Here is a 24423-nt window from a genome sequence, read left to right as displayed (position 1 = left end):
TGTCTCACCACAGGATGCTGGTGGCTTTTTGGGGAACGTTCGCCGTTCACCCGATTCCTCATATCGAGGTCATGGGCAACCGCCGACGCAGAACGGTGGTTTGTCCGGCATTCGCCCGTGGAACGGGCGAGCTGAATCAATCAAAAAGGATGAACAACATGAAAGGATTATCCCTGGCGTGTGCCCTGTCGGCTGTCCTGGCCGGCGTCTCGTTTGGTGGCCCGGTGCAGGCGCAGGAGCGCTTCGTGACCATAGGCACCGGCGGTCAGACCGGTGTCTACTACGTGGCGGGCCAGTCCATCTGCCGCTTCCTCAATCGCGGCGCCGCCGATCACCAGATCAAGTGCAACGCCCCGGCCAGCGGTGGCGGGGTGGCCAACGTCAACGGCATCCGCAGCGGTGAATTCAACTTCGGCATCATGCAGTCCGACCATCAGTACAAGGCGATGAAGGGGCTGCCGCCGTTCCAGGCCGAGGGGGCCATGGACGACATGCGCGCCGTCTTCTCCCTGCAGAGCGAGGTGTTCACCATCCTGGCCCGCAAGGACGCCAAGATCGCCGGCTTCGACGATCTCAAGGGCAAGCGGGTCAACATCGGCAACCCGGGCTCCGGCCAGCGCGACACCTTCGAAGAGATCATGGCGGTGAAGGGCTGGAAGAAGGGCGACTTCGGCCTGGTCTCCGAGCTCAAGCCGGCCGAGCAGGCCTCGGCATTGGGCGACAACAACATCGATGCCATGAGCTACTTCGTCGGTCACCCCAACGGCGCCATCCAGGAAGCCTCCACCACCACCGACGCCGTGCTGGTACCGGTCACCGGCGCCGACATCGACAAGCTGCTGGCCGAGAAGAGCTACTACAGCAAGGCCGAGATCCCGGGCGGCATCTACAAGGGCAGCGACCAGCCAACCCCGTCCATTGGCGGCAAGGCGGTGCTCTCTACCAGTGCCAAGGCCGATCCGGAAGTGGTCTATCAGCTGGTGAAGTCGGTATTCGACAACCTGGATCGTTTCAAGCGGCTGCACCCGGCCTTCGCCGATCTGAAAGAGGCCGACATGATCAAGGTGGGTCTCTCCGCCCCGCTGCATGAAGGGGCTGCCCGCTACTATAAAGAGCGCGGCTGGCTCTGATAGCGGGCCCAAGGGCCGCTGTCACTCTCTTCGACACCCGCCTGCCGCAGCCCGTAGCAGCGGGTGTCGTGTCGTTGTACTCGTTGGCACAAGTTAACCCCTATGCAAGATAAACAACTCTCTACCGAGGAACTGATCGCCCAGGATGTGGGGGCGCGTCTGCCGCTCGGCATCATGGGTGGGTGCATTACCACCCTGGCGCTCGCCTGGTCGCTGTTCCAGCTCTGGATCGCTTCGCCGCTGCCCTTCATGCTGGGCTTCGGCGTGCTCAATGACACCGAGACCCGTGCCATTCACCTCACCTTCGCCCTGCTGCTGGCCTATCTGGTGTTCCCGGCCTTTCGCCGCTCACCGCGCGACCGGGTGCCGCTCGGCGATCTGGCGCTCGGGCTGGTAGCCGCCGGCGCCGCCTCCTATCTGTTCGTGATGTACGAGGCGCTGGCCCAGCGGCCGGGCAACCTCACCACCGCCGATCTGGTGACCGCCTGCATCGGCATTCCGCTGCTGCTGGAAGCCGCCCGCCGCGCCTTGGGGCCGGCCCTGGCGGTGATCGCCCTGGTATTTCTCGCCTACAGCCTGGCGGGGCCCTGGATGCCGGGCCTGCTGGCTCACCGCGGGGTGAGCTTTACCGCGCTGGCCAACCACCAGTGGATCACCACCGAGGGGGTGTTCGGCATCGCCCTCGGCGTCTCCACCAGCTTCGTGTTCCTGTTCGTGCTGTTCGGTGCCCTGCTGGAGCGGGCCGGTGCCGGTCACTACTTCATCCAGCTCGCCTTCAGTCTGCTTGGCCACCTGCGCGGTGGCCCGGCCAAGGCGGCGGTGGTGGCCTCCGGCCTGACCGGCCTCATCTCCGGCTCCTCCATCGCCAACGTGGTGACCACCGGCACCTTCACCATTCCCATGATGAAGAAGGTGGGGTTCAGCGCCGAGAAGGCGGGAGCGGTGGAAGTGGCCTCCTCGGTCAACGGCCAGATCATGCCGCCGGTGATGGGGGCTGCGGCCTTTCTGATGGTGGAGTACGTGGGCATTCCCTACGTCGAGATCATCAAGCACGCCTTCCTGCCGGCGACCATCTCCTACATAGCGCTGCTCTACATCGTCCATCTGGAGGCACTCAAGCTCGGCATGCAGCCCATCGGCGACCATCAGCCCAAGCCCTGGCTGCGCCGGTTGACCGGCTTTGCCTTTGGCGCGGCCCTGATCAGCGGGCTGTCGATGGCGGTCTACTACGGCCTGGGCTGGCTCAAGCCGGCGCTGGGTGACTATGCCCTGCCCGGCATCGCCCTGCTGCTGGCTGCCACCTATCTGGGGCTGCTGAAGATTGCCGCCAGCAATGAGCCGCTGGCGGCGGAGGATCCGGACAAGCCGCTGACCGAGCTGCCCAACACCCGTACCGTGCTGCTCTCCGGCCTGCACTTCCTGCTGCCGGTGGTGGTACTGGTGTGGTGCCTGATGGTGGAGCGCCTCTCGCCCGGGCTGTCGGCCTTCTGGGGCACCGTCATGCTGGTGATCATACTGCTGACCCAGCGCCCGCTGCTCAACTGGCTGCGCAGCGATGGCCGGCACGATTACGGCTCCCTGCAGGACGGCTTGATCGATCTGCGGGAGGGGCTGGTGGCCGGTGCCCGCAACATGATCGGCATCGGCATCGCCACCGCCACGGCGGGGATCATCGTCGGTGCCGTCTCCCAGACCGGGGTTGGTCTGGTGCTGGCGGATCTGGTGGAGATGCTCTCCATGGGCAATCTGCTGCTGATGCTGCTGCTGACCGCCTTGCTGAGCCTCATCCTCGGCATGGGGCTGCCCACCACCGCCAACTACATAGTTGTCTCCAGCCTGCTGGCGCCGGTGGTGGTGACGCTCGGGCAGCAGAACGGGCTGATCGTGCCGCTCATCGCGGTGCACCTGTTCGTCTTCTACTTCGGCATCATGGCCGACGTGACGCCGCCGGTGGGGCTCGCCTCGTTCGCGGCGGCGGCCGTCTCCAAGGGCGACCCCATCAAGACCGGCATCACCGCCTTCTACTACAGCCTGCGTACCGCCGCGCTGCCGTTCCTGTTCATCTTCAACACCGACCTGTTGCTGATCGATGTGGACTTTGCCCACGGGGTGCTGATCTTCATGGTGGCCACCGTTGCCATGCTGATCTTCGCCGCCGCCACCCAGGGCCATTTCCTGGTGAAGAGTCGCTGGTACGAAAGCGTGCTGCTGTTGCTGGTGGCTTTCACCCTGTTCCGCCCCGGTTTCTGGATGGACATGGTGCACGATCCCTATCGCGAGACGCCGCCGGCCCAGCTGGCCCAGACCCTGGGTGAGGTGGAGGCGGAGAGCACTCTGCGGCTGCGGATCCAGGGTGAGGATGCGGTGGGCAAGCTGCGTCAGTCGACCGTGCTGCTGGCGGTGCCGGCAGGGGAGGATGGGGAAGCCCGCCTCGCCAGCCTGGGGCTCGCGCTCTATGAGCAGGATGGCAAGACCCTGATCGACAGCGTCACCTTCGGCAGTCCGGCAGCGGCAGCCGGCATGGAGTTTGATCAGGAGATCCTGGTGGTCAAGGCCCCCACCGAGCGCTGGCGCAAGGAGCTGATGTGGCTGCCCGGCTTCCTGCTGTTTGCGCTGATCGTCTGGCTGCAACGGCGCCGGGTGGTGCGAGCATAAGCAGGGTCAATAAAAACGGCGCCATCATGGCGCCGTTTTCATGTTCCCCGCTGGGGGGCTTATTCTTGCGGATCCTGCTCCTGCAGCAGGCTCAGGGTCTGTTGTTCCACCTGGTTCAGGCCAAGCTGCTCGCAGGCTTGCTCGAAGCTGATGCCAAGGTGGCACATCATGATATCCATCACCGGGGGGGATTATTCCTGCGGATCCTGCTCCTGCAGCAGGCTCAGGGTCTGTTGTTCCACCGGACTCAGGCCCAGCTGTTCACAGGCTTGCTCGAAGCTGATGCCAAGGTGGCACATCATGATATCGATAGCGGGCAGATAGTTTTTCATTGCGTCTTCCATGGTGATCCTCCGGACCCGTCCCTTATGCCCGAACAGGGTGGGCGGGACAATTAGACTTTAGGCGTAGACTGCTCGTTTGCTGAGCGCCTCTGCCACTGGGCGGGGGAATTTGTTACTCTGCTTGTCAGCAAGAAGATGTTGCCGTATGACTGCGAGCAACACGTGAGGAGCAGGGCATGTTATTGAGTTTCTTGATCATCGCATCGGGCTGGTGGCACATTCGTGCGGCCTATGGCTCAGACTCCCGTCAGTTCTACATCAGCAAGCCGTTGACCATGCTGCTCATCATCGCGCTGGCCTTCGGTTATCAGAGCTATGACCACGACGGTTCCCACGCCTGGATCCTGCTCGGTCTCTGTCTGTCGCTGGCCGGCGACGTGCTGCTGATGTTGCCGAGCGACCGCTTCATCCAGGGGCTGGCGGCGTTTTTTGTCGCGCACCTCTGCTACATCGTCGGCTTCGCCCAGGGGCCGCTGGTGCTGAATCTGGTGGATGGTCTGCTGTTGCTGCTGGTGGCCGGCATGGTGTTCGGCCTGCTGTGGGGCAAGCTCGGGGAGATGAAGGTGCCCGTGTTCTGCTACATGCTGGTGATCATCGGCATGGCCTGGGTCGCCGCCGGCGCCTGGCACGCCTCCCTCACCGCTGGCAGTGCCGCCGCCCTGGTGGGGGCGCTGATGTTCCTCTTCTCCGACAGCATGCTGGCGCTGGACAGATTCCGCCGCCCCTTCCCCCATGCCACCGCCTGGGTGATGACCAGCTACTTCGCCGCCCAGTTTCTGATTGCCGCCTCGCTGGCGGGGTGACTGCGTCGGAGTTGTCCCTCGCCAAGGGGAGTGTGCAGACAAAAAAACGGGCCTGAAGGCCCGTTTTGCTATTTCATTCCCACTGTTTTTCACGCCTCGAGCGGTTCGGCATCGGCTGCCCTGGGGGCGGGCTGCTTGAGCAGCAGCATCAGGCCGCTGGCGAGCAGCAGGAAGATGCCCATCACGAAGAACACCTGGTTGTAGGCCATGATGGCCGCCTCCCGGCTGATGGTGTTCGACAGCATGGCCTGGGCCTGTTGGCGGGCCAGCTCGGGGCCGGAGCCCTGCGCCATCATGGTCTGGGCCAGCTGCAGCAGGTAGCTCTGCCCCTCTATGCTGCTGGCGGCAAGGGTGCTGCTGATCTGGCTGACGTGGATGCGGGTGTCGTTGTCGATCAGGGTGGCGATGATGGCGATGCCGAAGGCGCCGCCTAGGTTGCGCAGCACGTTGAGCAGGGTCGAGGAGGAGGGGATCTCGTCGTGGGTCAGGCTGGCGGTCGCCACCAGGGAGAGCGGCACCATGATGAAGGGCTGGCCCAGCGCCCGGACGATGAGCGACTGGATCAGCTGGGGTCCGGCGTAGTCGGCACTCATGTTCATGTTCATGAAGCAGCTGACGGCGAACACCAGAAAGCCGAAGCTCACCAGATAGCGCGGATCTATCTTGTGGGTCAGTCTGGGCACCAGCGGCAGTACCAGCAACTGCGGCAGCCCCATCCACATCAGCACCTCACCGATTTCCAGCGCGTTGTAGTTGTGGATCTGGGTCATGTAGAGCGGTAGCACATAGATGGAACCCATCAGCGCCATGCCGAGCACCAGATAGGCGAAGCAGGCCAGCGCGAAGCGCGGGTTGTGCAGCAGCCGCAGGTTGACCAGCGGGTGGCGCCGCAGCAGCTGGCTGATGACGAAAAACACCAGCGCCACCACCGAGATGACGGTGAGCCGCACGATGAAGCTGGAACCGAACCAGTCCTCCCGGTTGCCCTCTTCCAGCACCACTTCCAACAGGCCCAGTCCCACCGCCATGGTGATGATGCCGATGAGATCCACCCGTTTGATCACCTCCCAGTCCACCGGCTTCTTGTCGAGCCCATGGGCCAGCATGGCCATCACCAGCAGTCCCGGCGGCACGTTCATGTAGAAGATGTAGTGCCAGGACATCTGCTCGGTCAGCCAGCCACCCAGGGTCGGCCCGATGGCGGGGGCGAAGGTGGCGCACAGGCCGAACAACGCCATGCCGGTGGCCCGCTTGTGCAGCGGCAGCAGGCTGACGATGAGGGAGAAGGCCATCGGGATCAGCGCCCCGCCGGTGAAGCCCTGCAGCGCCCGAAAGACGATCATGCTGGTGAGGTTCCAGCTGAATGAGCAGAGCACGGAGGCGACGATGAAGGCGCCGGTGGTCCACAGCAGGTAGCGCCGCACGCTCAGCCCCCGGCTCAGCCAGCCGCTCAGCGGGATGGCGATCATCTCCGCCACCAGATAGGAGGTGGAGATCCAGGAGCTTTCGCTCAAGGTGGCCGACAGGGCCCCCTGAATGTCCTTCAGGGAGGCGTTGGTGATCTGGATGTCGAGGATGGCCATGAAGGCGCCGATGAGGCCCCCCATGACCGCGATCCAGTTGCGACGCGGGATGGGTTCCATCAGTGGGCCGCAACCACGGGGTCAGGGCTGCGGGTGTCGACGATCACCTCGGTGGAGAGGCCCGGCAACAGCTTGCCCGCCAGCGGCCCCGGCTCCGGAATGCGGATCTTGACCGGCACCCGTTGCACGATCTTGGTGAAGTTGCCGGTGGCGTTCTCCGGCGGCAGCAGGGCGAACTTGGCGCCGGTGGCGGGGGCCAGGCTGTCGATGATCCCCTCGACCGGCTGATCCGGATAGGCATCCAGGATCACCTCCACCTTCTGGCCGGGTTGCATGTGGAGCAGCTGGGTCTCCTTGAAGTTGGCTTCTACCCACACCTGCTGCAATGGCACCAGGCTGGCCACCTGCATGCCGGACTGGACGTAGAGCCCCGCCCGCAGACTGCGCTTGCCGATGATGCCGTCGGCCGGTGCCCGCAGTTCGGTATAGGCCAGCTCCAGCTTGGCCTGCTCCAGCTGGGCGGCGCTCAATGCCAGCTTGGCCTGGTTCTGCTTGGCCTCGGCATCCAGCACCAGCAGCCGCTCGCGGGCGGCCTGCAGGGCGGCTTTGGCCTCCTGCTCCTGGGCCTGGTTGACCTGCAGACCGGCCCGCACCTCATCCAGGCTGTCCTGGGAGCTGTAGTGGCGCTGGTTGAGCTGGCTGACGCGGCGCACCTGTTGCTGGGCCCGAACCTGTTCGGCATTGGCCGAGCTGACCTTGGCTTCGGCCTGGCGAATGAGGCTCAGCTGCTGGGTGCGGGTGGCGGCGAGATTTTCCGCCGTCGCCTGATTGAGGCGCAGGTCGGCTTCGGCCTCGGCCACCTTGGTCTTGTACTCCCGGTTGTCGAGGCGGGCGATGAGCTGGCCGGCCTTCACCGGCTGGTTGTCGGTCACCAGCACTTCGCTGATGTAGCCGGACAGCTTGGAACCGATGCCGGTGACCTCGCTCTGCAGGTAGGCGTTGTCGGTGCTCTCGAAATAGCGGCCGTGCAGATACCAGTAACCGGCAAACAGCAGGCCGAGCAGGGCCAGGATCATGGCTGCCAGCAGGGGGATCTTCTTGTGTTGACTCATGTGGGGGATTCCTGAACTTAAGAGAGGCAGGCTAACACTGGCCAACTGTTTCGATTAGTATCCATTTATGAGATATACAGTTTCACTGGTGCAACAATGGATCTGAACGCTGCATTGATTCTAGTGCGGATCGTCGACAAGGGTTCCTTCACGGCGGCCGCCCAGGAGCTGGGCATGACCAAGGCGACGGTGAGCCGGCGCATCGCCGAGCTGGAGCAGCGCCTCGGCGTGCGGCTGCTCTACCGCTCGACCCGCCAGCTCACCCTGACCGAGGCCGGCGAGCAGTACTATCTGCGCTGCAGCAAGGCGGTGGACGAGCTGGCCCAGGCCGAGCTGATGGTGAGTGCCAGCCAGCAGGAGGTGACCGGCACCCTCAAGCTGGCGGTGCCCATCGAGGCAGGGCAACTGGTGGTGGGCAGGCTGGTGGCGGAGTTTTTGCAAGCCTATCCCGGCCTGCAGGTGGAGCTGGAGCTGACCAATCGCATCGTGGATCCCATCAATGAGGGGCTGGATGCGATCGTGCGGATCGGCGACATGAGCGATTCGAACCTGGCGGCACGGCGGCTGTGGAGCAACGCCCGCCTGATCTGTGCCAGCCCGGCGTACCTGGCGTGCAGCCCCGCCATCACCCATCCCGAGGATCTGGTGCATCATGAGCGGGTGGCGGTGACCAGCGGTTTTCTGGCGTCGCACTGGTGCTTCGAGCGGGATGACAAGGAGGTGCTGGTTGACCCTCCCTCCCGCTTTCGGGTTAATAATATAACCTGTGCCAGAGAGGCGGCGAAGGCTGGGCTGGGGCTCGCCTCCCTGCCTGCCATGCTCTGCCACGAGGAGCTGGCGAGCGGGACCCTGGTGTCCGTGCTGCCCGAGTGGCAGCAGCCCAGGGTACCGATTTACCTGCTGTTTCCGGAGCGGCGGCTGATGCCGCGAAAATTGCGGGTGTTCATCGACTTCATCGTGGCCAAGGGGGCCGACTACGGCATAGATACCCTGCTGTAGCCGGTCAGAGGCGGTGCCGTGGTCACGGCATCGTGAGTGGATCTGAGGGGGAAGACATGGATCACTGGATCAATCTGTATCGGGCTTCCCATTCGCTGGAGGCCCATGCCCTGAAAGGGGCGCTGGAAGTTGAGGGGGTGCCGGTGCGGCTCAATGGCGAGGCGCTGTCTGGCGCCCTGGGCGAACTGCCGGTGGACCTGCTGCAGGTGACTTTGATGGTGCGCGAACAGGATCGCAGCAAGGCAGGGCGGGTCATCGAGCGCTATCAGCAGCGCCAGGGCAACGGCTGGCTGTGTGGCCAATGCGGGGAGGAGAACGGCGCCAACTTCGATGTCTGCTGGCGCTGCCACCACGATCCCCACGAAAATTAATCGCTCGCCCTGCCTCAGCGCAGGGTGAAGTCGATGTCCTCGCCCGCGCTGGCGTCGTGATAGGTCGCCAGATCCAGCTCCCGCTCGCTGCGGGCAATCAACACGGATACCAGAATATCGCCGGAGACGTTGACCGTGGTGCGCGCCATGTCGAGGATCCGGTCGATCCCGGCGATCAGCGCCACCCCTTCCAGCGGCAGTCCCACCGCGGTCAGCGTCAGCGTCAGCAGCATCAGGCCGGTACCCGGCGTGCCCGCCGTGCCGATGCTGGCCAGGGTCGCGATGCTGATGATGGTGAGGTAATCCACCATGTGCAGATCCACCCCGAAGGCCTGGGCCACGAACAGGGCGGTCACTCCCTGATAGAGCGCGGTGCCGTCCATGTTGATGGTGGCGCCGATGGGCAGCACCTTGGCGGTGATGGCGGGAGAGACCCCGAGCCGGCGCTCGGCGCAGGCCAGGCTGATGGGCAGGGTGCTGTTGCTGGAGCTGCTGGTGAAGGCCACCGCCTGGGCATCGACGATGCTCTTGAAGTAGTGCAGCGGATTGAGGCGGGCCAGCAGGATCAGCAGGCTGCTGTAGACGCCGAGCACGTGCAGCAGGCAGCCGAGGTAGACGGCGCCGATCACCTTGAGCAGCGGCAGCAGCAGGCTCATGCCGTACTTGCCGGTCATCCAGGCCATCAGGGCGCAGACGCCGTAAGGGGCCAGCGCCATCACCATCTGGGTCAGCTTGAACATCCCCTCCGCCAGCGAGGTGAAGAACAGGATGGCGGGGCGGCCGCGCCGACCGGTGGCGTTGAGGGCGAGGGCGAGGGCCACCGCGAACACGATCACCTGCAGGATCTTGCCGTCCACCATGGCCTGCACCGGGTTGCGCGGCACCAGGTGGCTCAGCACGCTGGCCAGGGTGGGGGACTCCGCCATGCCGACCCGCTCATAGGGCCCCATGTTGGCGCCCATGCCGGGCTCCAGCAGCCAGCCCATCATCAGGCCGATGCAGATGGCGACGGCGGTGGAACAGAGGTAGAGGCCGATGGCCTTGCCGGCGATCCGATCGAGGGTCTTGCCCTTGAGCAGCGAGGTGAGGCCGGCGATGACCGAGCAGAAGATGAGGGGCACCATCAGCATCTGGATGGTGTTGACGAACAGCACGCCGATGGGCTTGAGCAGCAACGCCTGCTCGCTGAAACCGGCGCCGAGCCCGATCCCCGTCAGCATGCCGAGCAGGGTCTTCAACCAGAGCGGGCGGCGGGTCCAGATCCGCCAGGGCTTGAAAGCCAGTCCATGGAACAGCATGACGCCAATGTCCTTATATTCGGTCTGCGGTGGCAAAAAGGGGCGTTAGTGTAGCCATCCCCTGCTCAGGTTGCCACATTATCGACAAAGCCGCGGCCATCACCAGTACGGACGCAGGGAAATCGGCAATTTGTTGGCCTATATCAAGGTCGTCGGCGGTGGGGCAGGATTTAATAGGCATCAAATATGTCTATTCAAGAGGTTTGCAATGACTCAATCGGTACACGGTCACGAAGTGATGGAGATGATGCTGGCGCATGGCGGCCAGTTTACCCGGGCCAGCCTCAAGCAGGCCATCGACGAGCGCTTCGGTGCCGAGGCCCGTTTCCACACCTGCAGCGCCAGCGAGATGGATGCCGAGGCCCTGATCGACTTCCTGGCCAAGCGCGGTAAGTTCATCGAATCGGAGCAGGGTTTCCAGACTCACGCCGACAAGATCTGCAACCACGGTTGATCCCCGCCGGCGAGCGCCCGCCGCGCTCGCCGAATCCCGCCGCCTTTGTTATATTTCGCCCTCTTTCCCCTCCTTTTGTTGAAGGCTTAGCCTGGGCGTTGTATGGACACTTTCTCCGCTGCCGTCATGTTGTTTCTGATCATGGATCCGCTGGGCAACCTGCCGGTCTTCCTGTCGATCCTGCGTCATATCGATCCCAAGCGGCGCCGCAAGGTGATGATGCGGGAACTGCTGTTTTCACTGGTGATCATGATGGCCTTCCTGTTCGTCGGCCAGCAGATCCTCAATTTCCTCAACCTGCGGCAGGAGGCGGTCAGCATCGCCGGCGGCATCATCCTGTTCCTCATCGCCATCAAGATGATCTTCCCGAGTGAAGGCGGGGTAACCGGGCTGGCTGCGGGTGAGGAGCCCTTCCTGGTGCCCATGGCCATCCCCATGATTGCCGGCCCCTCGATCCTGGCGTCCTTGCTGCTGCTGGCCAACCAGGAGCCGACCCGGATGGCGGACTGGTCGCTGGCGCTGTTGATGGCCTGGGGCGCCAGCGCGGTGATCCTGATGTTCTACGAGGTATTCAACAAGCTGCTGGGTGAGCGAGGACTCACCGCGGTGGAGCGTCTGATGGGCATGCTGCTGGTGATGATCTCGGTGCAGATGCTGCTCGACGGGGTGCATCACTACCTGGCGGTAACCGGTCAGAACTGACCGGCCGGCATGCCAACAGAAAAGACACGGGGCTCGACGAGCCCCATTTTTTTGCCTGAGAGCCGGCGTGGTGACCGTCAGGGTCTTGCGGCCTAGTGCCGACAATCAGGCCGGTTCGGCAGCAGTGGGCTCCAGCTTGCCCATGATGAGGGTCAGCAGGGTTTCCCGCAGCCAGCGGTGGCCGGGATCCTCCTCGTGGCGCTGATGCCAGATCAGCAGGTGGGAGATGCTGTCGAGGGCGATAGGCAGCGGCAGCGGTACCAGCGGATAGACCTGGGTGGCGTGGCGGGCGTAGAGCCGGGAGAGGGTCACTATCATGTCCGAGTGCATGCCCATCCGCAGCGCCGCCTCAAAGGAGGGCACGGTTGCCTCGATACGGCGATAGAGATCCTGCTCCGCCAGCTTGTGATCCAGCATCCAGCGATCGCGCCCTTCGCAATAGGTCTGCACGTGGGGATAGGCCAGGTAGCGGGTGAGATCCCACTCCGGTTCGTGCAGGGCGGGGTGGTCGTGCTGCACCAGGCAGGTCAGATCGTCGATGGCGAGCAGCCGCTGGCAGATGGCGTTGGGCAGGGTGTCGAGCCGAAAGTCCGAGTTGATGCAGTTCTCCCGCACCGTGAAGGCGATGTCCACCTGGCCCTGGCTCATCTCGGTCAGGCTGTTCTCGGTCCACTCCTCGTAGCGCAGCCGGATGCCGGGGGCCTGTCGTTTCAGCTCGCTCAAGTAGAGCGGGGCGAACAGGGTGAAGGCGCTGTCCATGCTGGCGATGACGAACTCCCGCTCGGTGGTGGACGGGTCAAAATCCGGTGGCTGGATCAGGTTGTCGAGCGACAGCAGGATGGGTTGCAGTTGCTGCTGCAGGCTGAGGGCGCGGGCGGTAGGTTCCAGTCCGTAGGCCGAGCGCACGAACAGGGGGTCGTCGAAGGTTTCCCGCAGCCGGCCGAGCGCCTTGCTGACGGCCGACTGGCTCAGGTGCAGCCGACGGGCCGCCCGGCTGCCGTTCCGCTCTTCCAGCAATACTTGCAGGATAATCAATAGATTGAGGTCGATACGCCCCAACTGTTCCAGCAACATGATATGAATCCTCTTCAATTCTTAGATGAATTTATACCATTTGTTTTCATATCTAGGCGAATTTATGCTCGAAACGTCTCTCGCCTTCGATGGCGGCTGGTACAGGATGTAGTGGTTGAGGGGACAAGTAGCATCAAGCAATACGGCGACCCTGGGTCGCCGTATTTTTTTGAGTGATTTATTTGCAAACTTGCACCTGTCTTGATTTTGCCCAACAATCTTTGCGCCTTCTTTTGATACAAACAATCGGTATCTATCAGTCAGGAGTATCCCTATGGGACTCGGTGGAATTCATATCTGGCATTTGTTGATCCTGCTCGTGGTGGTCGTCGTGGTGTTTGGCAGCAAACGCCTGGCGAGTGCCGGAGAGGATCTGGGCACCGCCATCAGGGATTTTCGCAAAGCCTTGCGTGACGATGAATCACAGCCGAAATAAGTGGGAGTTGAATGATGTCCGTAGAAGAGAAAGTGGAATTGAACGAGACCTGTGACAGCTGCGGCTGCTTCGCCGAAATTGGTACCATCATCGGCGAAGGTGATGATGTGATGGAGTTGGTGATCGAGGCCGCTGCAGAAGCCGACGCTCGCGCCAAGCTGGCCGCCTACGAGGCGCTGGCCAAGCAGGTCACTGCCGAAGCTACAAGCAGCAGCGAACTCAGTCAGGGCGCCAACGGCGTGATCCTGAAAGCCCGCCTGCAATTCACCTGCACCGCCGAAAAACTCATTTTCGAGATGCGTGCCCGCTCTATCTGAGCCTGCTGATGACACGGCAGGCTTGCCTGCCGTGTTGACCCTTCTGCTGTGGGTCCGCGTTCTATAGTTAGTTATCCCACAGACGGTTTTGCCCGACGCGAGTCGGCCAACAGAAGGCGATCTCATCATGGTTCAGCGCTGGCTCTTCGCCATTTTCCCCACCTTTATTTGCCATCCGTTTGACTGGCTCCCGCTCGCAGCGAAGCAACCGCAGGCGCTTGCATCATGATGAGGCTGCGCTGGTTGTGGGGTCTGCTCGCTCTGTGTGCGCTGCCGCTGCTGGCGGCGGATCTCAAGCCGCAACGGTTGCCCCAGCCCGGGGATCTCGCCAGCATATTGCAAAAAAAAGAGCTCAGGGCCCTGGTGGTCTATGAGCGGGGTTTCTTCTTCTTCGACAAGGGGGCCCAGCACGGCATCCTGGTCAACCAGCTGCAGGGGTTCGAGCGCTGGCTGAATCAGACCTACCTGGCCAAAGAGAAGATCAAACTCAAGATCATCTACATCCCGGTACGCCAGGACAAGCTGCTGGACTACCTCACCGAGGGACGGGGGGATCTGGTGGCCGCCAACATGACGGTGACGCCAACCCGGCGCGAACAGGTGACCTTCTCCAACCCGGTGATCGCCCCCATCGAAGAGTGGGTGGTGAGCCAGCACAGCCTGCCGACCTTCAACCGCATCACCCAGCTCTCTGGCCGGCGGGTCTGGGTGCGGGCCAGCTCCAGTTATTACGAGAGCCTGCGCCAGCTCAACTGGCTGTTTCGCGAGTTGGGGCTGCCGCCCATCTATATCGAGACGGTGCCTGAATATCTGCAGGACGGGGATCTGCTGGAGATGGTGGCGGCCGGCATCATACCGCTCACCGTGACCGACAGCTTCAAGGGGCGGATCTGGCTCGGCATGATCAGCGGGCTGCGGGCCCACAAGCTGATCCCGCTGCGGGACAATGGCCGCAGCGCCTGGGCCCTGCGCAACAACAGTCCCGAGTTGCTCAAGGCGGTGAACGACTATCTGGCCGATGCCGGCAAGCGCACCCTTTACAGCGACATGGCTCTGCGCCGTCTGCTGGCGCGCAACGACCAGATGAGCAACATACTGGCGCCGGATCCGCTGGGCAGGCTGTCGACCATCCGCAAGGTGCTGGAGCAGCAGGCCGACAAGTACCGGCTGGACTGGCTGATGCTGGCGGCGCTGGCCTACAAGGAGTCTGGCCTCAATGCCAATATCCGTTCCGAACGGGGGGCGGTGGGGATCATGCAGCTGTTGCCGAGCACCGGCGGCGAGGTGGGCATTCGCGGTGCCCGGCTTGCCAGTCTGGAGGGCAATGTGGAGGCGGCCTGCCGTTATATGCGGTTGATCCTCGACACCTATTTCAATGATCCCAAGCTGGATGTGCTCAACCGCCACCTGTTTGCGCTGGCGGCCTACAATGCCGGCCCGAACCGGGTGCAGGCGCTCAGGGCCAAGGCCGAGGCCGCCGGGCTGGATCCCAATGTCTGGTTCGGCAACGTGGAGCAGCTGGTGGCCAATGAGGTGGGCCAGGGGCCCATCAACTATGTCAGCACCATCTACAAGTACTATGTGGCCTACCGCTTCAGCCTGCCCCAGCTAGAGGGCAAGGCGGCCGCCATCGAGGCGGTGGCCCAGCCCTGACGTCCTGCTAGTGCGGTTGGGCGGGCGGGGCGAAGGGCTGCCAGGCCTGATCCCTGTGCTGCAGATACCAGGGGGCCAGCTGGCCGCTTGGCGAGGGATCCGGCTCACTGGCCTGCGGTCTGTGACTGATGGCGGGGCGATCCGTGAGTTCCATGGTAAATTCCTTCATCCTGTTGCTACGAGGCCCTTAGCCAGCGTTATGCCATTTCCTCATGACAGGCGGATGACGCCATGATCCCCGCTGAATTCGCCCTGATAGACCAGCCCGAGCTGGCACTCAAACTGCGCTGCCAGCTGATCCGCGGCGCCAGAAGCCGGATCCAGGCCCAGTACTATAGCTGGGAGGAGGACAGCAGCGGCAAGCTGTTGCTGGCGGAGCTGCTGCATGCCGCCCGGCGCGGAGTGCGGGTGCAGCTGCTCATCGATGACCTCTATGCCGGCGACAACCGTTTCCTGGAGATGGTGGCCCATCAGCCGGGCATCGAGGTGCGCCTGTTCAATCCCTTCTGGTTGCGTGGCTGGCGGCCACTGACCCTGCTGCTGGAAGGGCTGCTCAGCTTTCGCCGCATCAATCACCGCATGCACAACAAGCTGTTGCTGGTGGATGGCAGCCAGGTGGTGATCGGCGGTCGCAACATCGGGGACCGTTACTTCGGGCTCGGTGGGGCGCCCCAGTTCGTCGATCTGGATCTCGCCTGCCGCGGCCCGCTTTGCCAGCAGGCCGAGCAGGGGTTCGATCAATTCTGGCGCAGCCGCTGGAGCCACCCGATCCGCCGTCTGTTGCGGCGCCCGTTGCAACGGGCCGAGGTGCAGGTGGTGAACGACTTTCTGCTGACGATGAACGAGCCGCAGGTGGCGGCCGTCTATGACCTGCCCGCCAGCCTGTTTGATCCCGACCCCGTTCCCCTGCGCTGGCATGCCGGAGAGGCAGAAGTGTGGTTTGATCGACCCGGCAAGGGGCTGGTGTCTCGACCCACCACCGCACGCCTGCTCTGGCGCAAGCTGGCCGACAACCAAGGCACGCTGAGTCTGGTCACCCCTTATCTCATCCTGACCAGGGGGTTGCGCCGCCGGCTCAGGCAGCAGCGGCAGGCGGGGGTGAACATTGACATTCTGACCAACTCCCTGGCCAGCACGGATGTGCCGCTGGTGTACGGCGCCTATCGCCGTCACCGTCCCTGGCTGATACGGCAGGGTATCGCGCTGTCGGAGCTGGAGGGGGAGTCGCTCAGTCTGCACGCCAAGCTGATCCTGGTGGGGGAGGAGGAGGCGCTGCTCGGCAGCTTCAATCTGGATCCGCGCTCTCTGCTGCTCAACACCGAGCTGGTGCTGCATCTGGCCTGTCCCGCGTTGTGTGCCGAGTTGCAGCAGTGGCTGGCGACCTGGCAGCAGCGCTCTTCCCACTCGGTGGCGGCCCCGCCCTCCACCCTGCGCCGCCTGCTGGCCAGGGTCAGTGACTGGTTACCGCTGCAGCGCTGGTTGTGAGCGGGGCGAGCGTGTGCGAGATCTCGCAAAGCCTTGTGCGCCTTCGAGGATAACGTTTGCCATCCTATGGCGATGAACTGGTTTATCGTATTGTTTTTAATCGAATTGTTTTCTGACTGAAGTTCCATGAAGGGTTGCGACTTGCATACATGGGCGCATAAATCGGTTTTTTATTTTATTTATCTGCGTAATATTTCAACTGCAAGGACAACACGGTGGCTTGCCGCCGTGCGGAAGAGGGTCGTGAAGGGAACTGGCCGACTGGATTGCTCCAGCAGGCACCTGCTTCAGATGGGTAGCGGAAACTCAGGAAGCAGCAGCAGAACCCGACAGGACCGGATTCCAATATGGAACATGCTATTTGCGAGGGGGTGACATGCGAGTGTCACCCCATTTTTTATGGCTGGCTGCTCCGCGCCCAGAAAAAGACCGCCGATTGGCGGTCTTTTTCTTTGTTCAGCCCGACATTCCAGGGTCAGGCGATGCCTGCCAGCAGTCGGCTCCAGTTGCGTTTGGCGGCGATGAAGGCATCGTGCAGGTTGCGATACTCCAGCTGCAGCTTCAGTTGGTCGTAGCGGGCCAGCGCCTTGCGCTTGCGCTGCTCCAGCAGGCGTTTGCGGCTGGCGTAGTAGTGCTGCAACTGCTGGTTCAGCTTCTCGTACTCCTCCTGCAGCAGGGCCTGCCACAGCTCCCTGTCATCCTGCTTGCGCAGCTTGGCCTGGGCCCGTTTCAGCTGCATCTCCAGCCTGGCCTGTTCGATCCGCTCTTCCGGACAGGCGCGCAGATCCCGGGTCAGCCCGCACCAGGAGGCGCTGCGGATCAGCCACTTGGTGGGATCGAACTGCCACCAGTGGATGCCGTTGCGATAGTCGTTCTCGAACAGGTGGTGGAAGTTGTGGTAACCCTCGCCGAAGGTGAAGAAGGCCAGTATGCCGTTGTCCCGTGCGCTGTTGCGGTCGGTGAAGGGCTGGCTGCCCCAGATGTGGGCCAGCGAGTTGATGAAGAAGGTGGTGTGATGAGTCATCACCATGCGCAGCACCCCGGCCAGCAGCAACATACCGAGCAGATCGCCGTGGACGAGCCCCAGCAGCAGCGGGATGCCGATGTTGGTAGCCAGGGTCAGCGCCAGATAGTGCTTGTGCTGAAAAACGACGGTGGGGTTGTTCTGCAGATCCCGCACATTGCTGTAGTCGTGATAGGTGTCGCCCTGGTATTCACGCAGCATCCAGCCGATGTGGGAGTACCAGAAACCGCGTCCCGCACTGTAGGGATCCTGCTGGTTGTCATCCACGTGGCGATGGTGGCGACGATGGTCGGAAGACCAGTGCTGGGCCGAGTTTTGCAGGGCGAGGGCACCGCCGATGGCGAAGATCCACTGCAGGATCGGGTGTGCCTTGTAGGCCTTGTGGGACCAGAGCCGGTGGTAGCCGGCGGTGATGGAGATGCCGCAATAGCAGAACAGCAGCAGGAAGCTGCCCCACTGCCAGAGGTCATAGCCATGGGTCATGCCGTACCAGGGCACGGCGATCAGTGCAGTCAGCCCGGAGAGGGCAAACAGCAGGGTGTTGGTCATGATGATCGGGGGGCGTTCCATCTCACTCGGTTCCTTTCAGCGAACAGCTGTGCGCCATTCTCCATGCAGCCAGAATTCGGGTCAATGGTAAAAAAGTAGGAGACAAACCTGATCCTGGCGCAGCCTTCGGGTTATCATTTGGCCTCGATAACCTGAAGGTGACTGTTTTCGTGGGTATTCGCGCGCAACAAAAAGAAAAAACCCGGCGTACTCTGATCGAGGCGGCGTTCAGCCAACTGTGCGCCAACCGCAGTTTTTCCAACCTCAGCCTGCGGGAAGTGGCACGGGAGGCCGGCATCGCGCCCACTTCCTTCTATCGTCACTTTCGCGACATGGAGGAGCTGGGACTGACCCTGGTGGATGAAGGCGGCCTGACCCTGCGCCAGCTGATGCGCCAGGCGCGCCAGCGCATCGCCGGGGGTGGCAGCGTCATCAGTACCTCGGTGCAGACCTTCATGGAGTTCGTCGAGAACAATCCGAACATCTTCCGGCTGCTGCTGCGCGAGCGCTCCGGCACCTCGGCGGCATTCCGGCAGGCGGTGGCGCGGGAGATCCAGCATTTCATCGCCGAGCTGACCGATTACCTCGAGGCCACCACGGGGGCGCCGCGGGAAGAGGCCTACATCCAGGCCGAAGCCATGGTGACCATCGTCTTCAGCGCCGGTGCCGATGCCCTCGACATGACCAGCGAGGAGTGCCGGGCCCTGTCCGATCGCACCATCCGTCAGCTGCGCATGATCGCCATGGGTGCCGAGGTCCAGAACCAGAAGCGCCGTGAACCTCTCTCTTAAGTCAAAGGATGGACAGCTCCATGCATGATCAGAACCCGATCCCGAAGAAACCCCTGCTGCTGGCCCTGCTCATCGGCATCTGTGGTGATGCCTCCCTGACGGTCTTGTCGGAGTCGGTAGTGCCCTTCTCCTTCTTCCCGATGATCGCCCTGGTGCTGGCTGCCTATCAGCTCTACCAGCACTACCGTCATGTCTCGCTGGAGGGCAACACACCCGTTTGCATGCTGCTCTGCTTCTTCATCGGTGTGTTCGGCCACTCGGCGCTGGTCAAGGTGCAGTACCCCGAGCTTGGCAGCAACTTCTTCTCGCTCATCATGATGTTGCTGCTGCTGGCCGTGCTCTCCATCAAGCTCGGCATCAGCGTGGGGAAAAAAGAGAAGGAGTGACCAGCACTCCTTCCAGAACCACCATGACAGAGCCGGGATCACCCGGCTTTGTTGTCTGTGCCGCGCTGCTTGGCGTCGACGATGGCCTGCAGCCTGGCGCGGATCTCCACCATGCCGAACACCCCGAACACCAGCACCTGGGTGAACTCGAGCCGGCTCACCGCGAAGTAGGGCTTGCAGGCCGCCTTGACCATGCTGGCCTGCACCCAGTGCATCAGGGCCACGATCACGCCGCACACCGGTAGAAAGCCGTTGAGCTTGCCCGGCAGCGGGGCGATCAGGCTGACCAGCACGCCAAACCAGAAGAACAGGATGAGGCCCATCGCCAACAGATTAAACACCCGCTTCATCGTTTACCTCCCGCAGATAGAGTTGATAGCAGACTTGATTTGATCGACCTGCTTGTCCTTGAGCCGTTGTCCAAATTGACGGGGAGGGGCTCCGCGCCCATCTCCCCTTTAAACCGCAGCGTCATGCTTGGTGTCTCGCAGATAGAGCTGATAGCAGACCTGGCCCGCCTGTTTGTCTTTGAGTAGTTGCCAGCTGGCCGGCAGCGGCAGATCGGCCATCTCCTTCTCCCGCTCCAGATAGATGAGTGCATCTGGTGCCAGCCAGCCGCGCTGCTCCAGCAGCTCGCACACCTGAGGCAGCAGTTCGCGGCGAAAGGGGGGATCCAGAAACACCAGATCGAACGGCGTGGCCGGCCCCTGTAGCCAGCTGACGGCATCGGACTGGATCACCTGACCCTGGCTGCTGCCGAGGGTGGTCAGGTTCTTCTTGATCTGGTCGGCGGCGCCCTTGTCCATCTCGATCAGGGTGACCTGCTCGGCATAGCGCGACAGCGCCTCGAGCCCCAGGCCGCCGCTGCCGGCGAACAGATCCAGACAGCGGGTGCCACGGACATGCGGAGCCAGCCAGTTGAAGATGGTCTCCTTGACGCGATCCGTGGTGGGTCTGAGTCCTTCCACATCCCTGACCGGCAGTTTGCGGCCTCGCCACTGACCGCTGATGATTCTTACAAAGCCCGATTTCCCCTGCGGGGCTGGGCTCTTGCTCGGGCCGTTACGGCTGGATTTCACTCTGGGCATCGCGTTTCGTCGTCAGAAAATAAAGTGGTAGTATAAGGCGGTTCATTTTTATGCCGACCCGCCGAGGGACGGCTATCTTAGCAGTCAGCCTTTGATGTGAGTATTTTTAGATGGCAAAAGGTTTGTTTTCCTGGCTGGGTTTCGGCCGCAAGAAAGAAGAGGCTGAGGCTGTCCAACCACAGACACCGCAAGCCACCCCGATTACCGCTGAGCCCGAGGTCGCTGCTGCCCCCGCTCCCGTTTCCGATCCTACGCCAGCCGTGGCGGCTGAAGTGCCCGCCAGCGCACAGAATTCCGTTTTGCACGATGATTGCTGCCCACCTGCCGAGCTGGACGACCATGGTCCGCTGGTGGTGGAGGAGTGTGCCTCCGATCTGGAGCCGGTGATCGTCAATGAAGCCCTGCTGGCCGAAGAGGAGCGTGCCGCTGCCGAAGCGCAGGCTCAAGAGGCTGCCCGTGTTGCTGCCGAGCTCAAGGCAGCCGAAGAAGCTCGTCTTGCTGCTGAGGCCCGTGCCGCAGAAGAGGCTCGCATTGCTGCCGAAGCCCGCGCTGCAGAAGAGACTCGTATTGCCGCCGAAGCCCGCGCTGTGGAAGAAGCTCGTGTTGCTGCCGAGGCCCGCGCCGCAGAAGAGGCCCGCATTGCTGCCGAAGCCCGCGCCGTGGAAGAAGCTCGCATTGCCGCCGAAGCCCGCACTGCGGAAGAAGCTCGTTTTGCTGCTGAAGCCCGCGCTGCGGAAGAGGCTCGTCTTGCTGCTGAGGCCCGCGCCGTAGAAGAAGCGCGTATTGCCGCCGAAGCCCGCGCCGCAGAAGAGGCGCGCATTGCCGCCGAGGTCCGTGCCGTAGAAGAAGCGCGTATTGCCGCCGAGGCCCGTGCCGCAGAAGAGGCTCGCATTGCCGCCGAAGCCCGCGCTGCAGAAGAGGCTCGCATTGCCGCCGAGGCTCGCGCTGCAGAAGAGGCGCGAATTGCTGCCGAAGCGCAGGCTGCCGAGGAGGCCCGTCTCGCCAAAGAGGCCCAGCGAGCGGAAGATCTGCGCCTGGTCGCCGAGATGGAGGCTGAGGCCGCTGCCTTGGCCGCCCTGCCGCTGGCCGCCAAGGTGGACGACGACACCCAGGAGAAGCCGCAGCGGGAGGGCTTCTTTGCCCGCCTCAAGCGCAGTCTGGTGCGCACCAAGGAGAATATCGGTTCTGGTTTCTTCGGCCTGTTCCGTGGCAAGAAGATCGACGACGAGCTGTTCGAGGAGCTGGAGACCCAACTGCTGACCGCCGATCTCGGGGTCGATACCACCAGCCGCATCATCGAGGGGCTGGTGCAGCACGCGGATCGCAAGCAGCTCAAGGATGCCGAGGCGCTCTACGGCCTGCTCAAGCAGGACATGGGCGAGATGCTGGCCAAGGTCGAGAAGCCACTGGTGATCGACACCAGCAAGAAGCCCTACGTCATCCTGATGGTGGGCGTGAACGGCGTCGGCAAGACCACCACCATCGGCAAGCTAGCCAAGCAGTTCCAGGCTGAGGGCAAGAGCGTGATGCTGGCCGCCGGCGATACCTTCCGTGCCGCCGCCGTCGAGCAGCTGCAGGTGTGGGGCCAGCGCAACAACATCCCGGTGATCGCCCAGCACACCGGCGCCGACTCCGCCTCCATCATCTATGACGCCATCGAGGCTGCCCGCTCCCGCGGCGCCGACGTGCTGATCGCCGACACCGCCGGCCGCCTGCAGAACAAGAGCAACCTGATGGAAGAGCTCAAGAAGGTAGTGCGGGTGATGAAGAAGCTGGACGATGCGGCGCCCCACGAGATCATGCTGACTCTGGACGCAGGCACCGGCCAGAACGCCCTGAGCCAGGCCAAGCTGTTCAGCGAGGCGGTGGGCCTGACCGGCATCACCCTTACCAAGCTGGACGGCACCGCCAAGGGCGGCGTCATCTTCGCGGTGGCTGACAAGTTCCAGATCCCGATCCGCTACATCGGGGTGGGCGAGGGGATCGACGATCTGCGTCCGTTCGTCGCCAACGACTTCATCGAGGCGCTTTTCAGTCGCGAGGAGTGATCTCCTTCGCGATGAGCAAGCTCGGGCGCCGCGAGTCGTGCGCCCCCAGCCCCGACCCTGGTCGGGGTTGGTCACTGTCAGGGAACCGTTATGATCCGTTTTGACAAGGTCAGCAAGGTCTACAGCGGCGGCCATCAGGCGCTGCAGAAGGTCAGTTTTCACCTGCGCAAGGGGGAGATGGCCTTCCTGACCGGGCACTCGGGTGCAGGCAAGAGTACCCTCCTCAAGCTCATCAGCGTGATGGAACGGCCCACCGACGGCCGTGTTTTCTTTCATGGCGACGACGTCAGCCATATCAAGCGGGGGGAGATCCCCTACGTGCGCCGCCAGATCGGCATGATCTTCCAGGATCATCGGCTGCTGATGGACCGCACCGTGTTCGACAACGTGGCGCTGCCGCTGGTGATTGACGGCTACAGCCATGCAGACATCAACAAGCGGGTGGCGGCGGCGCTCGACAAGGTCGGGCTGCTCGGCAAGGAACGCTACCAGCCGCGCATGCTCTCCGGCGGTGAACAGCAGCGGGTCGGCATCGCCCGCGCCATCGTCAACAAGCCGCCGCTGCTGCTGGCGGATGAGCCGACCGGCAACCTGGATCCCCAGCTCTCCATGGACATCATGCGACTGTTCGAGGAGTTCAACCGCTTCGGCGTCTCCGTTCTGATTGCCACCCACGATCTGGGGCTGATCGCCCGCATGCGTTATCGCACCCTGACCCTCAAGGCGGGTCGCATGTATTCGGCAGGGGAGGAGCTCTGATGGCTATCGTTCGTCATAAACAGCCACCGCTACGGCGCTTCATGATGTACTGGGTCGACCACGCCCGGCAGGCTTTTTCCAGCCTGGGGGAGCTGTGGCGCAACCCGCTCGCCTCGCTGATGACGCTGGCGGTGCTGGGGGTCAGCCTGGCGTTGCCCTCCTGCTTCCACGTGCTGCTGAAAAACGCCGAGGTGGTGGAGGGCAGCTGGCAGACCAGCTCCCAGATCTCCCTCTATCTGCGCAAGGATCTGCCCGAGCAGAACATCCTCGACATGAAACAGCGGATCCTGCTCTACCCGGAGGTGGAGTCGGTCACCTACATGAGCCGGGATGAGGCGCTCAAGGAGTTTCGCGAGATCTCCGGGTTTGGCGATGCGCTCGACTACCTCGACAGCAACCCGCTGCCGCCGGTGCTGAGCGTGATCCCGGATCCGCGCTGGCAGAACCCGGAAGGGGCGGCCGAGCTGCTCAACAAGCTCAACAACGAAGACGGGGTGGAACAGGGCAAGCTGGATCTGCAGTGGCTGACCCGGCTGCAGGGGATCATGAACCTGCTGCGCCACACCATCACCGGCATCGCGGTGCTGCTGCTCTCCGCCGTGCTGCTGATCGTCGGCAACACGCTCAGGCTGAATATTCTCAACCAGCGCTCCGAGATCGAAGTGCTCAAGCTGGTGGGGGCGACCGATGCCTTCATCCATCGTCCCTTCCTTTATACCGGCATCTGGTTCGGGGTCATCGGCGGCATGCTGGCCTGGTGGTTGACCGAGGTGATGGTGATCTGGAGCGAGGGGGTGGTGAAGGAGCTGGCCGGTCTCTACAACAGCAACTTCCGGCTGGTGGGGATGGGGGCGGTGGACGGGATCAACCTGATCCTGCTGGGCGCCTTGCTGGGGCTGATCGCCTCCTGGTTTTCGGTCCATCGTCACATTCGCGACATCGAACCGTCCTGATTAATTTATCAGCGTTTTAAAGCGCTGGATTTTGCGACCTGGATCAAGTAAAAGAGTGGCCGTTTCTGGCACGGCCGCCGTTCTGGGAGTAATCTGAACATTGCCGATCTTCGGGATCTTCTCTGGATCCTGTGAACCTTCTGATTTATAAGCAGTCTAGAAATGCTGAAGAATTTATACGGGTGTGGCCCCTATGCCTTGCTCGTCTGACTTGGCAAGCATGTGAAGGTTGCGAGCTCCGCAACAATGGACTTAGCATGCTACTTTTCGGGGGTCCTTTATTGTGACCCCCTTTTTTTGACTGTTCATTCATGATTCATCCTGCCGGCCTAAGATAACCCCGGTTCAAACATGTTCAGCATGTTTGATGCAGGCCGCAGAATGGCGTCCGGTCAGTAGACAGGCCCTC

The 24423-nt window shown here is 62.7% G+C and carries 25 protein-coding genes; 16 read left to right on the top strand and 9 right to left on the bottom strand.

All coding sequences use genetic code 11. The features are described from left to right. Positions 1 to 158 precede the first annotated feature (158 nt). A complete protein-coding gene (locus OKB87_RS06920) occupies positions 159 to 1130 on the top strand; it encodes a TAXI family TRAP transporter solute-binding subunit (RefSeq protein WP_016349123.1) in 972 nt (323 codons plus the stop codon). Positions 1131 to 1232: 102 nt separating this feature from the next. Beyond that, the gene (locus OKB87_RS06915) at positions 1233 to 3785 is read left to right on the top strand and encodes a TRAP transporter permease (protein ID WP_044798929.1); all 2553 of its coding nucleotides are present in this window, start codon (positions 1233 to 1235) and stop codon (positions 3783 to 3785) included. Between the two features lie 191 nt (positions 3786 to 3976). Here the strand turns inward: OKB87_RS06915 and OKB87_RS06910 are convergent, their stop codons facing one another. Beyond that, entirely contained in the window at positions 3977 to 4117 is a 141-nt protein-coding gene (locus tag OKB87_RS06910; protein ID WP_162489544.1) for a hypothetical protein, read from the bottom strand. Between the two features lie 188 nt (positions 4118 to 4305). On the opposite strand from OKB87_RS06910, the gene OKB87_RS06905 reads away from it, so the two are divergent. Beyond that, positions 4306 to 4932 (top strand): lysoplasmalogenase, encoded by a 627-nt coding sequence (locus OKB87_RS06905; protein ID WP_011704333.1) that lies wholly within the window; start codon positions 4306 to 4308, stop codon positions 4930 to 4932. Positions 4933 to 5021: 89 nt separating this feature from the next. Here OKB87_RS06905 and OKB87_RS06900 read toward each other — a convergent pair whose 3' ends face one another. Together OKB87_RS06900 and OKB87_RS06895 are read right to left on the bottom strand one after the other, a co-directional pair. After that, a complete protein-coding gene (locus OKB87_RS06900) occupies positions 5022 to 6575 on the bottom strand; it encodes a DHA2 family efflux MFS transporter permease subunit (protein WP_270826926.1) in 1554 nt (517 codons plus the stop codon). Beyond that, entirely contained in the window at positions 6575 to 7627 is a 1053-nt protein-coding gene (locus OKB87_RS06895; RefSeq protein ID WP_270826925.1) for an HlyD family secretion protein, read from the bottom strand. Before OKB87_RS06895 ends, OKB87_RS06900 begins: the two co-directional genes overlap by 1 nt. 96 nt (positions 7628 to 7723) lie before the next feature. Between OKB87_RS06895 and OKB87_RS06890 the strand changes: the two genes are divergently transcribed. Then, positions 7724 to 8626, top strand: coding sequence for a LysR family transcriptional regulator (locus OKB87_RS06890; RefSeq protein ID WP_270826924.1), 903 nt, complete (start codon positions 7724 to 7726; stop codon positions 8624 to 8626). Between the two features lie 56 nt (positions 8627 to 8682). Continuing rightward, a complete protein-coding gene (locus tag OKB87_RS06885; protein ID WP_011704337.1) occupies positions 8683 to 8997 on the top strand; it encodes a putative signal transducing protein in 315 nt (104 codons plus the stop codon). A gap of 14 nt (positions 8998 to 9011) precedes the next feature. Here the strand turns inward: OKB87_RS06885 and OKB87_RS06880 are convergent, their stop codons facing one another. Continuing rightward, the gene (locus tag OKB87_RS06880) at positions 9012 to 10295 is read right to left on the bottom strand and encodes a dicarboxylate/amino acid:cation symporter (RefSeq protein WP_026080178.1); all 1284 of its coding nucleotides are present in this window, start codon (positions 10293 to 10295) and stop codon (positions 9012 to 9014) included. 208 nt (positions 10296 to 10503) lie between these two features. On the opposite strand from OKB87_RS06880, the gene OKB87_RS06875 reads away from it, so the two are divergent. Further along, positions 10504 to 10749, top strand: coding sequence for a YecH family metal-binding protein (locus OKB87_RS06875; RefSeq protein ID WP_019839960.1), 246 nt, complete (start codon positions 10504 to 10506; stop codon positions 10747 to 10749). Positions 10750 to 10851: 102 nt separating this feature from the next. After that, on the top strand, positions 10852 to 11451 hold the full coding sequence (locus OKB87_RS06870; RefSeq protein WP_010635400.1) for a YhgN family NAAT transporter: 600 nt from the start codon (positions 10852 to 10854) through the stop codon (positions 11449 to 11451). A 105-nt stretch (positions 11452 to 11556) separates the two neighbouring features. Here OKB87_RS06870 and OKB87_RS06865 read toward each other — a convergent pair whose 3' ends face one another. Continuing rightward, a complete protein-coding gene (locus OKB87_RS06865) occupies positions 11557 to 12525 on the bottom strand; it encodes a LysR substrate-binding domain-containing protein (RefSeq protein ID WP_065480118.1) in 969 nt (322 codons plus the stop codon). Between the two features lie 274 nt (positions 12526 to 12799). Between OKB87_RS06865 and tatA the strand changes: the two genes are divergently transcribed. The 3 genes from tatA to OKB87_RS06850 all read left to right on the top strand — a co-directional run bounded on the left by tatA (position 12800) and on the right by OKB87_RS06850 (position 14931). Continuing rightward, positions 12800 to 12961, top strand: coding sequence for a twin-arginine translocase TatA/TatE family subunit (gene tatA / locus OKB87_RS06860; RefSeq protein WP_039212841.1), 162 nt, complete (start codon positions 12800 to 12802; stop codon positions 12959 to 12961). A 14-nt stretch (positions 12962 to 12975) separates the two neighbouring features. Beyond that, positions 12976 to 13278, top strand: a complete 303-nt coding sequence (locus OKB87_RS06855) for a DUF406 family protein (RefSeq protein ID WP_011704341.1) — start codon at positions 12976 to 12978, stop codon at positions 13276 to 13278. A 228-nt stretch (positions 13279 to 13506) separates the two neighbouring features. Continuing rightward, positions 13507 to 14931 carry a lytic transglycosylase F gene (locus OKB87_RS06850; RefSeq protein WP_043160963.1) on the top strand — a complete coding sequence of 475 codons (1425 nt, stop codon included), beginning with the start codon at positions 13507 to 13509 and terminating at the stop codon, positions 14929 to 14931. Between the two features lie 7 nt (positions 14932 to 14938). Here OKB87_RS06850 and OKB87_RS06845 read toward each other — a convergent pair whose 3' ends face one another. Then, positions 14939 to 15085, bottom strand: coding sequence for a hypothetical protein (locus OKB87_RS06845; RefSeq protein ID WP_162847499.1), 147 nt, complete (start codon positions 15083 to 15085; stop codon positions 14939 to 14941). A gap of 77 nt (positions 15086 to 15162) precedes the next feature. Here OKB87_RS06845 and OKB87_RS06840 point away from each other — a divergent pair, with 77 nt between their 5' ends. Then, a complete protein-coding gene (locus OKB87_RS06840; protein WP_270826922.1) occupies positions 15163 to 16416 on the top strand; it encodes a phospholipase D family protein in 1254 nt (417 codons plus the stop codon). A 475-nt stretch (positions 16417 to 16891) separates the two neighbouring features. Here OKB87_RS06840 and OKB87_RS06835 read toward each other — a convergent pair whose 3' ends face one another. Next, positions 16892 to 18010: a fatty acid desaturase gene (locus OKB87_RS06835; RefSeq protein ID WP_270826920.1), complete on the bottom strand. Its 1119-nt coding sequence runs from the start codon at positions 18008 to 18010 to the stop codon at positions 16892 to 16894. A gap of 149 nt (positions 18011 to 18159) precedes the next feature. On the opposite strand from OKB87_RS06835, the gene fabR reads away from it, so the two are divergent. Both fabR and OKB87_RS06825 read left to right on the top strand, forming a co-directional pair. After that, positions 18160 to 18780 (top strand): HTH-type transcriptional repressor FabR, encoded by a 621-nt coding sequence (fabR, locus tag OKB87_RS06830; RefSeq protein WP_005308043.1) that lies wholly within the window; start codon positions 18160 to 18162, stop codon positions 18778 to 18780. A gap of 20 nt (positions 18781 to 18800) precedes the next feature. Further along, a complete protein-coding gene (locus tag OKB87_RS06825) occupies positions 18801 to 19166 on the top strand; it encodes a YijD family membrane protein (RefSeq protein WP_113995426.1) in 366 nt (121 codons plus the stop codon). 38 nt (positions 19167 to 19204) lie between these two features. Here OKB87_RS06825 and OKB87_RS06820 read toward each other — a convergent pair whose 3' ends face one another. Both OKB87_RS06820 and rsmD read right to left on the bottom strand, forming a co-directional pair. Then, complete coding sequence (locus OKB87_RS06820; protein WP_016349137.1) at positions 19205 to 19516, bottom strand: DUF1145 domain-containing protein; 312 nt, start codon at positions 19514 to 19516, stop codon at positions 19205 to 19207. A 108-nt stretch (positions 19517 to 19624) separates the two neighbouring features. Further along, a complete protein-coding gene (rsmD, locus tag OKB87_RS06815) occupies positions 19625 to 20254 on the bottom strand; it encodes a 16S rRNA (guanine(966)-N(2))-methyltransferase RsmD (RefSeq protein ID WP_011704347.1) in 630 nt (209 codons plus the stop codon). 110 nt (positions 20255 to 20364) lie between these two features. Here rsmD and ftsY point away from each other — a divergent pair, with 110 nt between their 5' ends. The 3 genes from ftsY (at position 20365) to ftsX (ending at position 24014) form a co-directional block, all read left to right on the top strand. Then, a complete protein-coding gene (ftsY, locus tag OKB87_RS06810; protein WP_270826919.1) occupies positions 20365 to 22302 on the top strand; it encodes a signal recognition particle-docking protein FtsY in 1938 nt (645 codons plus the stop codon). 90 nt (positions 22303 to 22392) lie between these two features. Beyond that, the gene (ftsE, locus tag OKB87_RS06805; protein WP_011704349.1) at positions 22393 to 23061 is read left to right on the top strand and encodes a cell division ATP-binding protein FtsE; all 669 of its coding nucleotides are present in this window, start codon (positions 22393 to 22395) and stop codon (positions 23059 to 23061) included. Continuing rightward, positions 23061 to 24014 (top strand): permease-like cell division protein FtsX, encoded by a 954-nt coding sequence (gene ftsX / locus OKB87_RS06800; RefSeq protein WP_011704350.1) that lies wholly within the window; start codon positions 23061 to 23063, stop codon positions 24012 to 24014. Before ftsE ends, ftsX begins: the two co-directional genes overlap by 1 nt. The last annotated feature ends 409 nt before the right edge of the window (positions 24015 to 24423 follow it).

It is taken from the genome of Aeromonas sp. Y318-1 (assembly GCF_027706125.1).
GTDB classification, from domain to species: domain Bacteria; phylum Pseudomonadota; class Gammaproteobacteria; order Enterobacterales; family Aeromonadaceae; genus Aeromonas; species Aeromonas hydrophila.
The sequence above is the reverse complement of the archived record's forward strand: the minus strand, read 5'-3'. Positions and strand labels throughout refer to the sequence as shown.

Excerpts from the sequence above, each read along its gene's own strand:
- OKB87_RS06905 (WP_011704333.1), top strand. The coding sequence starts at position 4,306 with ATGTTATTGAGTTTCTTGATCATCGCATCGGGCTGGTGGCACATTCGT.
- ftsY (WP_270826919.1), top strand. The coding sequence starts at position 20,365 with ATGGCAAAAGGTTTGTTTTCCTGGCTGGGTTTCGGCCGCAAGAAAGAA.
- OKB87_RS06865 (WP_065480118.1), bottom strand. The coding sequence starts at position 12,525 with ATGTTGCTGGAACAGTTGGGGCGTATCGACCTCAATCTATTGATTATC.
- OKB87_RS06840 (WP_270826922.1), top strand. The coding sequence starts at position 15,163 with ATGATCCCCGCTGAATTCGCCCTGATAGACCAGCCCGAGCTGGCACTC.
- OKB87_RS06915 (WP_044798929.1), top strand. The coding sequence starts at position 1,233 with ATGCAAGATAAACAACTCTCTACCGAGGAACTGATCGCCCAGGATGTG.
- ftsE (WP_011704349.1), top strand. The coding sequence starts at position 22,393 with ATGATCCGTTTTGACAAGGTCAGCAAGGTCTACAGCGGCGGCCATCAG.
- OKB87_RS06845 (WP_162847499.1), bottom strand. The coding sequence starts at position 15,085 with ATGGAACTCACGGATCGCCCCGCCATCAGTCACAGACCGCAGGCCAGT.
- OKB87_RS06825 (WP_113995426.1), top strand. The coding sequence starts at position 18,801 with ATGCATGATCAGAACCCGATCCCGAAGAAACCCCTGCTGCTGGCCCTG.
- OKB87_RS06900 (WP_270826926.1), bottom strand. The coding sequence starts at position 6,575 with ATGGAACCCATCCCGCGTCGCAACTGGATCGCGGTCATGGGGGGCCTC.
- OKB87_RS06920 (WP_016349123.1), top strand. The coding sequence starts at position 159 with ATGAAAGGATTATCCCTGGCGTGTGCCCTGTCGGCTGTCCTGGCCGGC.
- OKB87_RS06890 (WP_270826924.1), top strand. The coding sequence starts at position 7,724 with ATGGATCTGAACGCTGCATTGATTCTAGTGCGGATCGTCGACAAGGGT.
- tatA (WP_039212841.1), top strand. The coding sequence starts at position 12,800 with ATGGGACTCGGTGGAATTCATATCTGGCATTTGTTGATCCTGCTCGTG.
- OKB87_RS06835 (WP_270826920.1), bottom strand. The coding sequence starts at position 18,010 with ATGGAACGCCCCCCGATCATCATGACCAACACCCTGCTGTTTGCCCTC.
- rsmD (WP_011704347.1), bottom strand. The coding sequence starts at position 20,254 with ATGCCCAGAGTGAAATCCAGCCGTAACGGCCCGAGCAAGAGCCCAGCC.
- OKB87_RS06880 (WP_026080178.1), bottom strand. The coding sequence starts at position 10,295 with ATGCTGTTCCATGGACTGGCTTTCAAGCCCTGGCGGATCTGGACCCGC.
- OKB87_RS06910 (WP_162489544.1), bottom strand. The coding sequence starts at position 4,117 with ATGAAAAACTATCTGCCCGCTATCGATATCATGATGTGCCACCTTGGC.
- OKB87_RS06875 (WP_019839960.1), top strand. The coding sequence starts at position 10,504 with ATGACTCAATCGGTACACGGTCACGAAGTGATGGAGATGATGCTGGCG.
- OKB87_RS06850 (WP_043160963.1), top strand. The coding sequence starts at position 13,507 with ATGAGGCTGCGCTGGTTGTGGGGTCTGCTCGCTCTGTGTGCGCTGCCG.
- OKB87_RS06855 (WP_011704341.1), top strand. The coding sequence starts at position 12,976 with ATGTCCGTAGAAGAGAAAGTGGAATTGAACGAGACCTGTGACAGCTGC.
- OKB87_RS06885 (WP_011704337.1), top strand. The coding sequence starts at position 8,683 with ATGGATCACTGGATCAATCTGTATCGGGCTTCCCATTCGCTGGAGGCC.
- OKB87_RS06895 (WP_270826925.1), bottom strand. The coding sequence starts at position 7,627 with ATGAGTCAACACAAGAAGATCCCCCTGCTGGCAGCCATGATCCTGGCC.
- OKB87_RS06820 (WP_016349137.1), bottom strand. The coding sequence starts at position 19,516 with ATGAAGCGGGTGTTTAATCTGTTGGCGATGGGCCTCATCCTGTTCTTC.
- OKB87_RS06870 (WP_010635400.1), top strand. The coding sequence starts at position 10,852 with ATGGACACTTTCTCCGCTGCCGTCATGTTGTTTCTGATCATGGATCCG.
- ftsX (WP_011704350.1), top strand. The coding sequence starts at position 23,061 with ATGGCTATCGTTCGTCATAAACAGCCACCGCTACGGCGCTTCATGATG.